Source organism: Conexibacter sp. DBS9H8, assembly GCF_023330685.1.
Classification (GTDB): domain Bacteria; phylum Actinomycetota; class Thermoleophilia; order Solirubrobacterales; family Solirubrobacteraceae; genus Palsa-465.
Genome location: NZ_CP097128.1, coordinates 346,119 through 359,628 on the forward strand (window position 1 = coordinate 346,119; position 13,510 = coordinate 359,628).

Genomic DNA, 13,510 nt, shown 5'->3' on the forward strand with positions numbered 1-13,510 from the left:
GCGACGGGGTGGGCGGGTCAGCCGGACCGCCGAGCGGTCCCGATCACGATTGGGTTGACCGGCAGCCAGGCGGGTGGGAACACCTTCTCGCGCTGGGCCTCGATCCGCAGCGGCGACCCGGCAATCGTGGCGAGCGTCTCACGCGAGCAGTGACACCCGCCGCCGATCAGCGGCCAGGCGCCCGAACGGTCGAGCCCGCGCTGGACCGCCGCCATCCGCGGGGAGCTTGAGCGGACGTGTTCGAGGAAGCGCAACTGCCCGCCGGGGGCGAGCACGCGGTGCAGCTCCGACAGCACCCGGCGCTGGTCGGAGACCGAGCAGAGCACAAGGCAGCTGACGGCCGCGTCAAAGCTGCCGTCCTCACACGGCAGCGACTCGGCTTGGCCGTCGATCACCCGCACCGGGACGGGGGCGGCGGCCGCCGCCGCCATCGCCTTGCCGCGCAGGAACTCCTCCGGCTCGACGGCGACGACCTCCGTCACCGCCGTCGGGTAGTGGGTGAAGTTGAGGCCGTTGCCGGCCCCGATCTCGAGCACCCGCCCGCTGAGGCCGGCGACGAGCTCGGCACGGTAGCGGGCAAAACCCTCATCGCCGAACCGGCTCAGCGCCGACCACAGCCGAGCGAAGATTGGATGATGGACCGGCGATGGACCCAATGTCGTCGTCACCGGGTCATTGTGACGGAGCCGGCGCCGACCCGGCAGTCTGGCGGCGGGGATCAACACCGCCTGAGCGGCCGCACATCGTTTCTGGGCGCAGCGCACCGTTCGGCGCTCACCGGTGTTCTAGGCGACGGGCATGCAGTGCCATGCCCGTCCGCTGGGACCGACCATGACCTCCGTCACCCGAGAACATCACCGATGGCGCTTGCTTACTGCGTGCCTCGTGGCCGCGTGGCTGGTCGCGTCGGTGGCGGTGGCGAGCGCGTCAGCACGGATGATTCCGGAGGGCGCCGCCCTGTGGTTCGCCTGCACCGAACCGTCGTTCGCCGGGCCGCCCCAACTGGCCTGCCCGCAGCCGTACACGCCGCAGTACCTCAGCACGTTCCTCGCCGGCTTCCAGCGCTTCACACCTGAGAACGAATTTCAGATGCAGTACCTCGAGCCGTACCAGAACCACTTCAACTTCACCGTCGCAGATCAGATCGCCCGGTTCGCGGTTGAGCACCACCTCACGATCCGCGGTCACAGCCTGCTGTGGTGGGCGGAGGAGCCCGCGTGGCTCAGTAACCCGCTGCTGCGGTGGACCGCACCCGCGTTACGAGCGGTGATGGACGATTACATCAGAACGGTCGTCGGCCACTTCGCTCGAGCGTTCCCCGGACTGGTCAGTGAGTGGGATGTCGTCAACGAGCCACTCACCCAGACGGGGACGCTGATCACCTCGATCTGGGAGCAGGTACTTGGACCCGGTTACATCGCGGCGGCGCTCACCGATGCGCACGAGGCCGATCCGGCGGCGAACCTCGTCATCAACAGCGAAGGCTCCGGGGCGCCGGGACCGGAGACCACGGCGCTTCTGAACCTCGCCACCGGGCTCAAACGCGAGAACGTCCCGCTCGACACTGTCGGCTTCGAGGCCCACGTGACAACGGCCGATGCCCCGTCACTCCGCCAGCTGCTGTCTCTCTGGCGACAGTACGCGTTGATCGGCGTCAACGTGGAGGTCACCGAACTGGACGTCAACAACCTGCCCGGCGGGCTCGATGATCCCGCCGCCAAGCAGGCGGTGTTCGAGCGCTACGCCACCGCCTGCCAGCTTGCCCCCAACTGCACCGGATACACCGTCTGGGGGGTCGCCGACAGCTACTCCTGGCTCGGGCCCGAGACCGACGCGCTTCTCTACGACCCCGGCTTCCGGCCGACCCCCGCCGCGGCGGTCGTCGCCGCGACCCTCGCCGGGCAGCCCGCCCCGGGCGGCCGGGCCACCGGCGCGCCCCGGCTCGCGGGGTGTCGGCGACGCGACCGAGCGCGCGCACGCCGGCGGCGGTCATGCCGGGGCGGCCACGGGCGCGCCGGTTCGCCGTCGCGAGCTCAGAAGCGCACGGGAGCCCAGCGGCGGCCGCCGTCCTCGGTCAGCCAGACCCGACCCGGGGAGTAGCGGGCCGGGGAAGAGACGGCCGCAGGGCCCTCGATCACGACCCCGTCCGCCGGCGTGGTGAAGCCGAGGTCGCTCCAGGGGATGCCGCCGCTGTCGAGGGCGAGCGCGCTTGACCAGGTCCGGTTGCCGTCACCGCTGCAGGAGAGGAGGGTCGCCCCGCTGCTCGCGCTGACGACGAGGGCGTGCGGGCGACGGTGGTGCCGGCGACGGCGACGCCGGCGGGACCGTAGGGGTTCCTGCCGCGGTTCAGACCGGGCTGGGCGACCGGCCGAAAGGTCTGCCCGCCGTTGCTGGAGTGCAGCAGTGCGGTGTCCCCGAATTCGCTGCCGCCGGTCACCCACACGGAGGACCCGTGCACGGTGATCGTCGCCCCGAAGCCTGCGCGGGGCAGCGCGCTCACCCGCACCCACGGTCCCGCCGTGAGGCCGCGTCGGTAGAGCGCCTCGGGGCCACAGCGCCCGCCGCCGGAGGCGGGGCAGGGGCGCCGATGGCCAGCCGGCGGCGGCCGAGAACCGGCTCGAGGTCGACGATGTCCCGCGCCGGGGCGGGCGCGTGCACCCAGTCGGCGCCACCGTCGGTCGTCTGCCCGAGCCCGTCCCCGAAGGCGTAGCCGTCATGAGCGGTGGCGAAGCGCAGGCCCCAGAGGCCGTTGCCGGCCAGGCCGCTCGCCGCCTCCCGGGGGGCGGGCAGGCCGACGCGGGGCACCCCGCGGTCGGTGCTTTTGAGAATCGCCGAGCAGGGCGCATGGGGTGGTCCCGAGGACGAAGGCGATCTCAGCGGAGATGAAGGTGATCCTCGTCGCCCGGACGCCGGCGGGCACCGGCCCGCCGGCGGGGGTTGCCGCCGTGGCCGCCGAGGTGGCCACCCCCGTGCTGGCCGGGCGGGGGGTGCCGGTCGCGGGATGCCGGTCGCGGGATGCCGGTCGCGGGGCTGGCCGAGGCGGGAACGGGGCGGTCCGCGGTCGAGGTGGGGTGCCGCCACACCCCGCGATCGCTGCGGCGATGGTGATGAGGGCCGGCGGAGAGCGAAGGGGACGAAGCACCCGAAGGAAGTCATTACGTGACGCGAGCGATCCGCGGCCGGCATCCGGGCCTCGCCGGTCGGGCGAGTGTGAGAGACTCAGGCGTGCCCCTGTTTCGCTCCAACCAACCCACGGGGCCCAGCGACGCCGAACTCCGGGCCGCCGAGGTCGACCTCGAGCGGATCCGTCAGGGCGGAATCCCGCTCGGGGCCGAGCAACGCCTCAGGCGCGTCGCCGAGCAGACCGACCCGTTCTTCACGAGCGACCTCTCCAGTAAGGAGTACGCGCTCGCGCAGGCCTCAGGGCTGCAGCCGGTCTCCCAGGTGATGGGCTCCTCGGTCGTCCAGCACGGCTGGGGGGTCGGCCAGACCTACTACTACTCCGGCGAGATCACCGCCCTGTCTGACCCGTGGAACCTGGCTCGCGACCGCGCGTTCGGACGGCTCGAGCAGGAGGCGCGGCTCGCCGGGGCGGACGCGGTGATCGGGATCGAGATGTCCCACCGTGCCATCGGCGACCCGAACAACGTCGAGCTCGTCGTCTTCGGCACCGCCGTGCGCGACCGTGCCCTGCCCCGCCGCGCAGCCGGATTCGGCTCCTGCACCCTGTCGGGCCAGGACGTCGACAAGCTGCGCCGGATCGGGGCGGAGGTGTGTGGCGTGGTCGGGCACACGACGGTGCTGTGCGTCCAGCTGAGCATGACCTCGAACTGGGTGATGAACTCGAGCGGCTGGCTCGGTGGGGCCGGCGCCCAGAACATGGAGATCAGCGAGATCTCCCACGGGGTCGCCGCCGCCCGCAGCCGCGCGATGGCGGAGGTTCACCGCCAGGCGGCGGTCGCGGGCGCGAACACGATCGTCGTCTCCACCCTGCGCCACTCGATCGACCATCGTGAGTACGAGCAGGCGGTCGGGATGCGTTACCACCTCTTCTACGTGACGATGAACGTGCTCGGCACCGCCATCAAGCTCGACGCCCACCCACCCCATCCGGCACCACTGCAGGCGCCGATGATGTCCATCAACCTCGGCAGCTGACGGAGGTCAGGTATGGCTGATTACGACCCGAACAGCACGGAGGGGCTCGCCCTCCACGCGACGGAGCGGCTCGAGATGAACCGCCGCGGGCTGTTCACCTCGGACCTGTCCGTCAACGAGTACCTGTGCGTCGAGAAGGCCGGTTTTGAACCGGTCGGCCTCGTCGTCGGCTCGAGCATCTACCACGTCGGCTACCAGTTCGCAGCTCTGCGCCAGAACCAGGAGCTGACCGTCCTCAGCCAGGCGATGTATCACGCCCGCGAGCTGGCGATGACCCGGATGGAGGAGGAAGCCGACCAGCTCGGTGCCGACGGGGTCGTCGGCGTCCGCCTGGAGATCGGCCGGTACGAGTGGGGCGCGGACATGGCCGAGTTCATCGCCATCGGGACGGCGATCAAGCACAAGGGCGGCAAGCTCCACCGCGCCCCCAACGGGCGGCCGTTCACGAGCGACCTCTCCGGCCAGGCGTTCTGGACGCTGATGCAGACCGGGAAGCGGCCGGTCGGTCTTGTGATGGGCAGCTGCGTCTACCACGTCGCCCACCGCGGAATCCTCCAGTCGATGAAGCAGGCCGGGCGCAACGTCGAGCTCGAGCAGTACACACAGGCGCTCTATGACGCCCGCGAACTGGCGATGGAGCGGATGCAGGCAGAGGCCGAGGCGATCGGGGACGGCGTGCTCGGCATCGTCGAGGTCAAGCTCCGCGAGCAGAGCCACGGCTGGGGGAGCCACACGATCGAGTTCTTCGCACTCGGCACGGCGGTCGTCCCGAACGAGCACGTCGACGCCGACCACCAGCTCCCCGACATCACCCCGACGCTCGACATCAACGACCGCTGAGGGGCGTAGCGCCTCAGCGGTCGGCGGCCCCGGCGGCGAGGGCGCCGAGCCGGCAGATCGCCTCGTAGGCGATCGGGCCATACAGGGTCTCCAGGACCGGCTCGACCGGCCAGGGGGCGCTCAGCTCGACGGTGATCTGGCTGCCGGACCGTGGGGGGTGATGGAGTGGCGGACCCGGACCAGACCGATCCGCCAGGTCCAGGACGTCGCTGTGGCCTCAGTGATCAGGGCGAGGACCGGGACGACCCCGGCGAGCAGGATCACACCGGCGCTCGGGCTGGTGACCCGGGCGCCGCCGAACCCGCGGACGCCCCGGATGTGGGGCGCCCAGCGGTGCCACTGGCCCGGCTCGGCCAGCAGCGCCCACACCGCCGCCGGCGGCGCGGAGCTGTCGGCGGTGTAGGTGAAAGCCACTGGAGGTGAGCCTACCGGGCGCCCGAGCCGCTCCCGGCCCACGGGCTCGGATCGGGCGGCTGGTAGGCTGCTGGCTCGAACCGTCAGCGTGTCTGCTCCTTCGGTGATGGGAGCGCTGGCGCTGATACCGCGACCGTCTCACGACGTCGGGGTCCCCGGCGGAGACCTGAACGGAGAACGTGATGCGGTTGATGGCGACCTGGTGTGTGCGACACCGCAGGCTGGTTCTCGCAGGATGGTTGACGGGGCTCATCGGCTTCGCGGCGATCGCCCAGAGCGTCGGCAGCGCCTACAAGAACAGCTTCTCGCTGAAGGGAACCCAGAGCTTTGAGGCGCTCGCGCTGCTCCAGCGAGCCGCCCCGCGGGCCGCCGGGGATGTCGAGCAGGTCGTCTTCAGCGTCGCGCACGGAGCGATCACCGACCCAGCCGCACGGACACGCGTACAGGCGCTGCTCGCCCGCATCGGCGCGCTTCCTGAGGTGTCCTCGGTCGCCTCCCCGTTCGCCGCCGGCAACGCCGCGCAGATCTCCAGCTCGGGCCGAATCGGCTTTGCCAACGTGATCCTCGACAAGCAGGGAATCACGTTCACCGTCAGCCAGGCCAAACGGTTCGTCGCCGCCGTGCGAGCGGGCGCGGGCGGCGGCCTGAGCGTCGCCGTTGAAGGGCAGGTCGCCGAGCAGACGGTCACCAACAACGTCTCGCGTGCCGGGTTCGGCGCGATCGCCGCGCTGATCGTGCTCTTCCTCGTGTTCGGGTCCCTCCTGGCCGCCGTGCTCCCGCTGATCACCGCCGGGTTCGCCCTCGGGGTCGGCACCGCGGTGGTCGGTCTGCTCTCCCACCTGCTCGACATGGCCTCCTTCAGCTCCGAGTTGGCGCTGCTGATCGGCCTCGGGGTCGGCGTCGACTACGCCCTCTTCATCGTCACCCGCCACCGGCAGGGACTGCAGCAGGGCAAGTCGGTCGAGGCGTCGATCGTGGAGGCGCTCGATACCTCCGGTCGCGCGGTGATGTTCGCCGGGATCACCGTCTGCATCGCGCTGCTGGGCATGTTCGCCCTCGGGGTCAGCTTCCTCTACGGCGTCGCCGTGGCGGCCGCCGTCGTCGTCGCCTTCACCGTCTTCTCCGCGTTGACGCTGCTGCCCGCGCTGCTCGGATTCTTCGGGCCACGCATCCTCAGTCGCCGGGCCCGGCGGGCCCTCGCGGCACAGCCGACGAGCAGCGGCACACCCAGCGGCCCGTGGGTCCGCTGGACCGGGGTCCTGCAGGCCCGGCCGGCGCTGATCGCGGCGACGGGCGTGCTCGTGATGGCCCTGATCGCGGTGCCGTTCTTCTCCATGCGCCTCGGCTCCTCCGACGCGGGCTCAGACCCGGCCGGGTCGACCACCCGCCAGGCCTATGACCTGCTTGCCCGCGGGTTCGGCCCGGGTTACAACGGTCCGCTCCAGCTCGTCGCCCAGGCCAGCGGATCGGCACAACAGGCCGCCTTCAGCCGGGTCCTCACCGCCGTCGCCCACACCCCCGGGGTTGTCCGGGTCACCCCGCCCCATCTCCTTCCCGGCGCCGGCGGAGCCCCGGCGGTGATCAGCGCCGACGCCTACCCGGTCGGGTCCCCCCAGGCGGCGTCCACCGGCGCGCTGCTCAGCACCCTCCGCGACACCGTCGTGCCCCGAGCGAGCGCCCGTAGCGGCCTGCACGTGCTGATCGGCGGCCAGACCGCGATCTTCGCCGACTTCGCCAGCGTGCTGTCCGCCAAGCTGCCGCTGTTCATCGGCGTCGTCGTGTTGTTGTCCTTCCTGCTGCTCACCGCCGTCTTCCGCAGCCTCGTCATCCCGGCCACGGCGGCGGTGATGAACATGCTGTCGGCCGGGGCCGCCTTCGGGGTCGTCACCGCCGTCTTCCAGTGGGGCTGGCTCAGCTCCGTGTTCGGCATCTCCACCGGTCCGATTGAGGCGTTCATCCCGGTGATGATGTTCGCGATCCTGTTCGGCCTGTCGATGGACTATGAGGTGTTCCTGCTCGCACGGATCTACGAGGAGTGGCACCGCACCCGGGACAACCGCCTCGCGGTCACCCGGGGTCTTGCCGCCACCGGACGGACGATCACGGCCGCAGCGGCGATCATGATCCTCGTCTTCGGCTCCTTCATCTTCGGCGGCCAGGTGACGATTGAGATGTTCGGCCTCGGGCTCGCCGCCGCGGTTCTCCTTGACGCGCTCATCGTCCGCTCGATCATCGTGCCGGCCCTGATGCTCGTGATCGGCGCGGCCAACTGGGCCCTTCCCCGCGCCCTCGAACGGGTCCTGCCGCGCCTCAACGTGGAGGGCGCCGCCTCCACGGGACTCGACGGGCCGGCGGAGCCGCCGGCGAGCGAGCCGCGGGAGGTTGTCGGCGCCGGACGGTAACGACCGCTAGGCCGCCGGTGCATTCTGCACACGCGGCCTGCACCATCACCCGGCACAGTCAGCAGTCACAGGCTGAGATCCACCCAGTTCGACAGGCCCGCGCCTGTCCCGGCGGGAGGATGGCGATCCCGCGGCGCCGGCGGCGCAGATGCACGGTGCCGGCGAACTCGGTCCCGCGCACGCGGGTCGTGCGGCGCCTGCAGAGGTCGCGCGGCGCCTGCCTCCGCTTGAGTAGACTCGCGGCCTCATGAACGTTGTCAACGGTGGCGTTGGCGTAATCGGCGCCGGCACGATGGGAGCTGGAATCGCCTATGTGTTCGCGGCGGCCGGTTTCGAGACGTTCGTCGTGGAGCCCGACGACGAACGCGCTGCGGCGCTGCTTCGCACAGTGGCCACACAGGGCGCAGCCGGTCACGCACGCGGGAAGCTCAGTGCCATGCGGCTCGCGGCGCTGCCGTGCGCGGTGCGTCACCTTCGCACGGTCGGCGCACTGCCGGACGGTTTGGAGCTGATCGTCGAGTCGGTCCCCGAGCGACTGGAGCTCAAGCGCGAGGTGCTGGCCGCTGCCCTTGAGCGGCGCCCCGCCCTCCTGGCGACGAATACCAGCTCGCTCTCGATCGACGCGCTCGCGGCAGATCTCGCGAACCCGGCGGCACTGATCGGCATGCATTTCTTCAACCCCGTGTGGGCACTGCGGCTGGTGGAACTGGTGCGCGGCGCGGAGACCCCTGACCGCGGGGTGGCCGCGGCTCAGCGGCTCGTCAGCGCAATCGGCAAGGAGGCTGTGGTCGTTCGCGACGTACCCGGGTTCGCCACCAGCAGACTTGACCTGATCGCCGCACTCGAGGCGATGCGGATGGTCGAGTCGGGAGTCGCCTCCGTGCAGGATATCGACCGAGCGGTGACCCTTGCATACCGGCACCCCGTCGGACCGCTCCGCCTGTCCGACATCGTCGGTCTCGATGTTCGGTTGGACATCGCCGAATCGCTCTCCAGCGTCTACGGGGAGCGGTTTGCCGCGCCCCAGATCCTTAGGGCGAAGGTCGCCGCCGGCGAACTGGGGGAGAAGAGCGGACGTGGGTTCTATGAGTGGTCGTGAGGAGTGTCGTCAACACAGTTGCTGATAGCCCGCGGTCGGGCTAAGCTTCCGGTCTGACGGCCCTCCCGGCCGACCCAGTGAGTGGAAGGAGAAGCGAATGGGCAGCGATCCAACAGCTGACTGGACGCTGGCCGGTGTCCTGCGGGACCTCTCGACCGAGCGCCCCGACCATGAGGCCTTCGTCTCCGGTGACCGGCGGCTGACCTTCGGCGGCCTTCACGCGCGGAGCTCGCGGATCGCCAACGCACTGATCAACGCCCATGTCGAGCCGGGTGATCGGGTGGCGGTACTCGTCGGAAACGGCATCGAGTTCTTCGAGGTCGCTTTCGGCGTCAGCAAGGCCGGCGCGACCATGGTCGCGCTCAACTGGCGACTGTCAGCGCTCGAACTCGCGGCGATCCTTGCGGACGCCCGACCATCGCTGCTGGTCGTCGATCCGGAGTTCGCGGCAAAGGTCCCGCCGGTGAACGAGCGGGCCGCGAAAATGCAGGTTGTGACACTCGGACCCGAATATGAGGCCTGGCTGGCGGCATCCCGGCCCGAGGATCCGTGTGTGTCCTCCGCTCCGGACGACGTGATGCTGGTGCTTTACAGCTCTGGCACGACCGGCCGCCCCAAGGGGGTGATGCTGACCAACGCCAATCTTGCCTACATCGAGGTGATGGCCAGAGAGCTGTTCCGGATGACGCCGGACTCGGTGCATCTCGTCGTCGCACCCCTGTTTCACATCGGTGGAGCCGGAACTGGACTGACAACCACCACGCTTGGCGGTCGGACGATCGTCCTGACCGAGGTGAAGGCCGATGACGTGCTCGAGACGATCGAGCGCGAGCGCGTCACGCATGCGTTCTTCGTCCCGGCGGTGATCCAGCGGCTTATCGAGTCTCCGCAGGCCCGCGAGCGTGACCTGTCAAGCCTCCGCTACATCGCCTACGGCGGGGCACCGATGACCGAAACGCTCCTGAGCCGGGCTCTGGACACCCTCGGATGTGGATTCATCGGGTGTTATGGCATGACAGAGACGGCCGGCACAGTGATCGCCCTCCCTCCCGAGGATCACCTCCCGGACGGCGAGGCGGTCCGACTTCTGCGCTCGGTCGGTAAAGAGCTGCCTTGGCACGACGTGCGGGTCGTCGATCTTCTCACCGCGGAGGAGGCAGCGCCCGGCCAGATCGGTGAGATCTGGGTCCGGTCGCCGATGAACATGAAGGGATACTTCAACCAGCCAGACGTGACCGCCCGTGCGCTCACGGAAGGCGGCTGGGTCCGAACCGGCGACGGCGCCTACCGCGACGAGGACGGCTACTTCTACCTCACCGACCGAATCAAGGACATGATCATCTCCGGAGGAGAGAACATCTATCCGGCAGAAGTGGAGAACGTTCTCTCGGCCCACCCGGACGTCGCCGAAGCGGCCGTGATCGGGGTCCCCCATGACAAATGGGGCGAGACCGTCAAGGCGATCGTCGTGATCAGGCCCGGCGGCGCGGCCCAACCAGAGAAGCTGATCGCCTTCACCCGAGAGCGGCTCGCTCACTACAAGTGCCCGACCTCGATCGACTTCATCGCCGAACTTCCTCGCAACCCCTCGGGCAAGGTCATCAAGAAGGTGTTGCGCGATACCTACACCCAGTCGCTCACTCCGAGTGCCTCGTGAGCGTCGCGATTCTCACCGCAGCGCTGACCGGTCCGATCGCCGGCAAGGCGGACAATCCCAACCTGCCGACGAGCCCGGAGGAGATCGCGGCAGACGCCAAGGCAGCATGGGAGCAGGGTGCGAGCATCGTCCACATCCACCTCCGCGACGGTCAGGGGCGGCCCACCGCCGATCTTGACGTAGCACGCCGCGTGGTCGGACTGATCGGCGAAGTGTGCCCCGCCCTGATCCAGCTCTCAACCGGCGTCGGCCTCGGTGTGCCGCTCGCAGCGCGCGCCCAACTCGTGGAGACCCGCCCGGCGATGGCGACACTCAACGTCTGCTCGATGACGTTCAATGATGCCCAGTTTCTCAACCCGCCAGACGGCGTCCGCCGGCTCGCTGCCCGTATGCGCGAGCTCGGCGTCAAGCCCGAGCTTGAGCTCTACGACACCGGGCACGTGGAGATGGCGCTCGCGCTGTTCGAGGAGGATCTGCTCGAGGCGCCCCTCCAGTTCTCCCTTGTCCTCGGCGTTCGCGGCGGTATGCCCGCGACTGCGGATAGCATCGTCCACCTCGTTCGCCGCCTGCCGCCTGATGCGGTTTGGCAGGCGATCGGTATCGGCCGGCACAACCTGACGATGACGGCGATCGGGCTGGCCATGGGCGGTAACGCAAGGACCGGTATGGAGGACACGTTGATGCTCCGACGCGGCGTGCCGGCTCCAGGCAACGCGGCGCTCGTGACGCGTCTCGCCGACGTGGCACGAGCCCTTGAGCGTCCGGTCGCCGACGTCGAACAAGCGCGAAGCATCCTCGGCCTGTCCGACTGAGAGCCGCCGCCGGGGAACGGAGGGCGGGCGTGACGGGACCCTCGCCGGCCGGAACCTACCAGCGGGTGATGCCCCCGTCGACGAGCAGTTCCGAGCCGGTGCAATACGACGCGGCGTCGCTCAGAAGGAACACGGCCGGCCCCACAAGCTCGCTTGGTGTCGCCATCCGCCGCATGGGGATGTCGTCGAGAAAATCGTCGAGCGTGCGCGCCGTCTGAACGCCTCGTGCCATTCCCGTGCGCACGTAGCCAGGGCTGAGCACGTTGACGCGGATACCGCGGTCGACCCACTCAATCGCGAGGCTGCGTGATAGCTGGAGGATTCCCGCTTTGCTCGCGTTGTAGTGGATCTGGTTGATGCCACGGTTGACCAGCGTGCCGGAGATGGAACCGACATTGACGATCCGGCCACCGCCGTTACGGAGCATCGCCCGGCCCTCGGCTTGGCAGCTGAGAAAAACCCCGGTCAGATTGACGTCGATCAACGCCTGCCACGTCCCGAGTTCCATCTCCTCGGCCGGCGCGTTGCTGTGAATCCCTGCGCAGTTAACGGCTGAGCTCAGCAGCCCCAACTCCGACTCGACGGTGGCAACGGCTGCCGCGAGGGAGTCGGGGCTTGTGACGTCGGCGGAGAGCGCGACCGCGCCCCTTCCCATCGCATGGATCCGAGCGGCGGTGTCGTCCAGATGCGTGGACGGACGATCGAGACAACCGACATCTGCGCCCGCCTCAGCGAGGCCGACCGCGATCTCAGCTCCGATCCCACCGCCCGCGCCGGTGACGAGGGCCGTCGACCCGTCGAGGCGGAAGCTTGCTGATGTCAGCATGGGACAGCGTCGGCGGCGGCCCGAAGACCGCCGCCATCGTTGTTGGACGCCACTCCTGGCCTACTTGCCCCAGAGCTTCTTGAACTGCGCCTGGTAGTTCGGATTGTCGGTCGGGAACACAGTGCTCGACGTCGCAGCGGGAATGTTGTGGTACTCCTTGGCCCAGATCACTGGCGGGCCACTGTTCTCGTCGGGCGCGGTGCTCTGACCTGTGAAGAGGCGAGCGAGCGCGTCAGCCACCTGCCAGCCGTTCTCGTTGTAGTCAACGGGCGCCGTCGCCGTCCGCACGCCAGCCGCTGCGGCTTGAACCCCGGCGATCGTCGGTGCCTCCGAGTAGGTCTTCGGCAGCGTGATACCGGCCCCCTTCGCGGCGCTCGCCAGGTCCTCACCAACCTGTTCATAGGAGAGGAAGAGCGCGTTGACCCCCGGGTTGGCACGAAGGAAGTTGACGATGTCAGTTCCGTCCGTCGTTCCCAAACTGGTTGGCGCAATCGTCGTCGAGATGATCTTGCACGCCGGACAGACCTTCTTCAGCTGCGCGTTGTAGGCGGCGGTGTAGGCCGCGATGATTGGGTAGCCGCTGAGGATCACGTCGGCGACGGTCCCCTTACCACCGAGGTCGACCGTGGTCTTGTCGGCGAGTGCTTGGGCCAAGGCATCGTCGAACCCGACGCCATCGATCTCCAACGGCGCGGTGCCCGAGGTGGGATCTGTCCCGTAGAGCTCGATCAATGGGATGTGCGCGGCCTTCAGCGCCGCGGCCTGATGGGGATACTCAATCGTCGGCAGCGCTGTGACGACGACCGCAGCAGGATGGTCGTTGACAATCTGTGTCATGTCATTCTGGACGAGCTGTGGGGTCGGTTCAGCGGGGGTGTACTCCTTCACCCTCCAACCCAGAACTGCCGCCGCCTGCTTGAACGCGTTGGTCGCGTATGTGCATCCAGCCGGTCCGCAGTTGAGGATGTCGACGAGCTTGCCGGTCGGGATCTTCTTGCCAACCGGGGTCGTCACGGGAATCTGGGTCGGGTTGGTGATGTGCGCGCTGACGAACGCCTTGGCCTCCGCCAACCCTGAATTGCCCGTCGAGGACGCACTGCTGGACGATGTCGAACTGCTCGATGCGCTCGGTGAACTGCTGGAACTCGGCGTGCTGGCGGAACTCCCGCAGGCCGCCACGGCGAGGGCCAGCGACACAGCTACTGCTGCCGCGGCCGGCACCGACGATCTGAACCTAAATGTACTCACGGACGTGCCTCTCTCCACTACTGCGTTGATTTGATTGGTCTGACTTGTGGCGGT

General features: G+C 69.1%; 13 protein-coding genes. 8 read left to right on the forward strand and 5 right to left on the reverse strand.

The features are described 5' to 3' along the window. Positions 1-17 precede the first annotated feature (17 nt). On the reverse strand, positions 18-668 hold the full coding sequence (locus tag M3M55_RS01615) for a class I SAM-dependent methyltransferase (RefSeq protein ID WP_249011077.1): 651 nt from the start codon (positions 666-668) through the stop codon (positions 18-20). Positions 669-885: 217 nt separating this feature from the next. Here M3M55_RS01615 and M3M55_RS01620 point away from each other — a divergent pair, with 217 nt between their 5' ends. Further along, complete coding sequence (locus M3M55_RS01620) at positions 886-2,100, forward strand: endo-1,4-beta-xylanase (RefSeq protein ID WP_249011078.1); 1,215 nt, start codon at positions 886-888, stop codon at positions 2,098-2,100. A gap of 396 nt (positions 2,101-2,496) precedes the next feature. On the opposite strand, the gene M3M55_RS01625 is transcribed toward M3M55_RS01620, so the two are convergent. Further along, positions 2,497-2,805 carry a hypothetical protein gene (locus tag M3M55_RS01625; RefSeq protein WP_249011079.1) on the reverse strand — a complete coding sequence of 103 codons (309 nt, stop codon included), beginning with the start codon at positions 2,803-2,805 and terminating at the stop codon, positions 2,497-2,499. Positions 2,806-3,225: 420 nt separating this feature from the next. Between M3M55_RS01625 and M3M55_RS01630 the strand changes: the two genes are divergently transcribed. Both M3M55_RS01630 and M3M55_RS01635 read left to right on the forward strand, forming a co-directional pair. After that, the gene (locus M3M55_RS01630; protein ID WP_249011080.1) at positions 3,226-4,158 is read left to right on the forward strand and encodes a heavy metal-binding domain-containing protein; all 933 of its coding nucleotides are present in this window, start codon (positions 3,226-3,228) and stop codon (positions 4,156-4,158) included. A gap of 12 nt (positions 4,159-4,170) precedes the next feature. Then, on the forward strand, positions 4,171-4,998 hold the full coding sequence (locus M3M55_RS01635; protein ID WP_249011081.1) for a heavy metal-binding domain-containing protein: 828 nt from the start codon (positions 4,171-4,173) through the stop codon (positions 4,996-4,998). A 120-nt stretch (positions 4,999-5,118) separates the two neighbouring features. Here the strand turns inward: M3M55_RS01635 and M3M55_RS01640 are convergent, their stop codons facing one another. Then, positions 5,119-5,412 carry an SRPBCC family protein gene (locus M3M55_RS01640; protein ID WP_249011082.1) on the reverse strand — a complete coding sequence of 98 codons (294 nt, stop codon included), beginning with the start codon at positions 5,410-5,412 and terminating at the stop codon, positions 5,119-5,121. Positions 5,413-5,651: 239 nt separating this feature from the next. On the opposite strand from M3M55_RS01640, the gene M3M55_RS01645 reads away from it, so the two are divergent. The 4 genes from M3M55_RS01645 (at position 5,652) to M3M55_RS01660 (ending at position 11,382) form a co-directional block, all read left to right on the forward strand. After that, positions 5,652-7,814, forward strand: a complete 2,163-nt coding sequence (locus tag M3M55_RS01645) for an MMPL family transporter (protein WP_249011083.1) — start codon at positions 5,652-5,654, stop codon at positions 7,812-7,814. A gap of 247 nt (positions 7,815-8,061) precedes the next feature. Then, positions 8,062-8,913, forward strand: a complete 852-nt coding sequence (locus M3M55_RS01650) for a 3-hydroxyacyl-CoA dehydrogenase family protein (protein WP_249011084.1) — start codon at positions 8,062-8,064, stop codon at positions 8,911-8,913. A gap of 97 nt (positions 8,914-9,010) precedes the next feature. Beyond that, entirely contained in the window at positions 9,011-10,570 is a 1,560-nt protein-coding gene (locus M3M55_RS01655; RefSeq protein WP_249011085.1) for a long-chain-fatty-acid--CoA ligase, read from the forward strand. Then, positions 10,567-11,382 carry a 3-keto-5-aminohexanoate cleavage protein gene (locus M3M55_RS01660; protein WP_249011086.1) on the forward strand — a complete coding sequence of 272 codons (816 nt, stop codon included), beginning with the start codon at positions 10,567-10,569 and terminating at the stop codon, positions 11,380-11,382. Before M3M55_RS01655 ends, M3M55_RS01660 begins: the two co-directional genes overlap by 4 nt. A 55-nt stretch (positions 11,383-11,437) precedes the next feature. Here M3M55_RS01660 and M3M55_RS01665 read toward each other — a convergent pair whose 3' ends face one another. Both M3M55_RS01665 and M3M55_RS01670 read right to left on the reverse strand, forming a co-directional pair. Beyond that, positions 11,438-12,208, reverse strand: a complete 771-nt coding sequence (locus M3M55_RS01665; RefSeq protein ID WP_249011087.1) for an SDR family oxidoreductase — start codon at positions 12,206-12,208, stop codon at positions 11,438-11,440. Between the two features lie 60 nt (positions 12,209-12,268). Next, positions 12,269-13,222 carry a hypothetical protein gene (locus M3M55_RS01670; RefSeq protein ID WP_249011088.1) on the reverse strand — a complete coding sequence of 318 codons (954 nt, stop codon included), beginning with the start codon at positions 13,220-13,222 and terminating at the stop codon, positions 12,269-12,271. Between the two features lie 22 nt (positions 13,223-13,244). Between M3M55_RS01670 and M3M55_RS01675 the strand changes: the two genes are divergently transcribed. Continuing rightward, the gene (locus M3M55_RS01675) at positions 13,245-13,490 is read left to right on the forward strand and encodes a hypothetical protein (protein ID WP_249011089.1); all 246 of its coding nucleotides are present in this window, start codon (positions 13,245-13,247) and stop codon (positions 13,488-13,490) included. Positions 13,491-13,510 lie beyond the last annotated feature (20 nt).

Excerpts from the sequence above, each read along its gene's own strand:
- M3M55_RS01635 (WP_249011081.1), top strand. The coding sequence starts at position 4,171 with ATGGCTGATTACGACCCGAACAGCACGGAGGGGCTCGCCCTCCACGCG.
- M3M55_RS01650 (WP_249011084.1), top strand. The coding sequence starts at position 8,062 with ATGAACGTTGTCAACGGTGGCGTTGGCGTAATCGGCGCCGGCACGATG.
- M3M55_RS01655 (WP_249011085.1), top strand. The coding sequence starts at position 9,011 with ATGGGCAGCGATCCAACAGCTGACTGGACGCTGGCCGGTGTCCTGCGG.
- M3M55_RS01665 (WP_249011087.1), bottom strand. The coding sequence starts at position 12,208 with ATGCTGACATCAGCAAGCTTCCGCCTCGACGGGTCGACGGCCCTCGTC.
- M3M55_RS01675 (WP_249011089.1), top strand. The coding sequence starts at position 13,245 with ATGTGCGCGCTGACGAACGCCTTGGCCTCCGCCAACCCTGAATTGCCC.